Source organism: Neisseria sp. P0021.S005 (assembly GCF_051956955.1).
This window is the reverse complement of the sequence record NZ_JBQCWY010000582.1, coordinates 1-1,940: the sequence shown is the minus strand read 5'-3', so window position 1 is coordinate 1,940 and position 1,940 is coordinate 1. Positions and strand designations below refer to the sequence as shown.

Here is a 1,940-nt window from a genome sequence, read left to right as displayed (position 1 = left end):
CCAAAAAGCGGCGGATATGGCGGATAACGGTTTTACACGGCAACAATCCGTCAAATTCGGCCAACTGCGCCTCTTCCTGCCATTTCGCCAAAGACTGCTCAAACTGCTGCTTGGCGTATTGGTCGTCTGTATCCGGAGCAAACAGTTTCTCCAGCAAATCGCGGCAACGCTGCACCCAGCCTTCCACATCGGCAGGCTCTTGCCATTGCGCCGCCATATCGGCCAAAGTACGGATAAATTCGGCAAAACCGCTGAACACGTCCAACTGGTTGACATTGCTATGCCACGCGCTCACGCCCTGCCACATGCCGTTGCTGCCTTCAGGCAGCATCCAGCCCAAGGCCAAACGCTCTACCGCCTGCTGCCAAGTAAAGAGGTTGTCTTTGCCCTCGCGCATGGTTTGGTCCAAACCCCAATGCACATTCAATCCGGCAACAGTCTCATGCAGTAGCGGCACATCCTCCTCGCTCAAACCGAAGCGTTGCAGCACCAACCGGCTTTCCAGCAAAGGCAAAACCTTATCCACTTCAAACCGGCTTTCCAACAAGTCCAACATTTGCGCCAAAGCATACAGCAAGGGCTGACGGCGGCTGAGTTTCACATCCGAAATCGAATACGGCAAAGCCTGGCTGCCTGCATGCTCCTGCCCAAAAACGGCTTCGATAAACGGGCTGTACGGCTCGATGTTTGGCGTCAAAACAGCAATATCGTGCGGCTGCCAGTCAGGATTGTTTTGCAACACCAGCGACAGCTCTTCTTTCAAAATCTGCAATTCGCGCAAAGGGCTGTGGGCCGCAACAATTTTGACGGAGCCATCATTCAACAATTTGTCCGGCTCGACACTCACTGGATTGCCGTTCGCATCGTGAACCTGAACCCAAGCCTGCTGCGCGCCTGCTTCGCTTTCTTCCTGTTGGTATAAGCGTTCAGACGGCATGATTAAGTTTTGGATATCGTTTTGCAGGCAATGCAATAAGGTATCGTCTTTTCCCTTTTCATAAACCTGAATATCCTGCTCGGTTTCCACTTCCGACAGAAAATCAAAGAAATCGCGCCCCTGCTTGCCCAAAGAAGCCAACAGCGGATGCCCTGCCTGCGACAAATCCGCCTCATCGCCCCTTTTCAAAATCTGCGCCTCGTCGATGACCTCGCCCCAATATTGGCTGCTCGGATTGAGCGCAAACACAAATACATCGCAATGCTTGGAAATTTGGTGCAGCAATTGCAGATACATCGGCGCCATTGTCGAAATGCCGAATACAAACAACCTTTGCGGCAAGACCGATTTATCCAACTGCGCCAAGAGCTTTTCCCACAAGGCCACGCGGTGCGGCGCAGATTGGCTGCCATCGTCCAAATAACGCCACAGCCGTGCCTGCCAATCCTCATCATCGCCCAAACCCAGCAGCTTCCCAGCCTGCCACGCATCAATCCAATCTGGGCGGTACACCAAATATTGGTCGAAAATATCCGCCATTTGTCCGGCAAGCTGATAATCCGCCGATGCCGAGCTGTGCAAATAACTTTCCAGCTTCAGGCGCACGTTTTCGTATTCCGGGGCCGTCTGAAACGCTTCACTGCGGAACAAATCCAGCAAACGCCAACGCATGACTTCAGGCGAAAACGGACTGAGCGGCGGCACATCGGGAACCAATTTACGCATCAGCTGCCACGCCAAACCGGCCGGCAGGCTGAACTTCAAATTCGCCGCCACGCCGAGTTTGCGCGCAAAAAACACATTCAGATATCGCCGCATCCCCTGGCTCTGCACCACCACTTCTTCCTGCGCCAATACAGAATCCAAGGACAAGGTCTGATGAATATGCGCGCACATTTCGGCAAGCGCTTCCAAACGGTCGGACTGATAAAGATAAAACATAGCAGACAATCTAAAAAACAATTGCCCACATTATAATGCCATTAGGACAAATGCTTCAGCA

At 52.6% G+C, this 1,940-nt stretch carries 1 protein-coding gene; it reads right to left on the bottom strand.

The window, feature by feature from the left end; genetic code table 11:
- On the bottom strand, nt 1-1,879 hold a 1,879-nt coding region (recC, locus tag ACTHUE_RS17135; RefSeq protein ID WP_440424047.1), incomplete at its 3' end, for an exodeoxyribonuclease V subunit gamma.
- Nucleotides 1,880-1,940 lie beyond the last annotated feature (61 nt).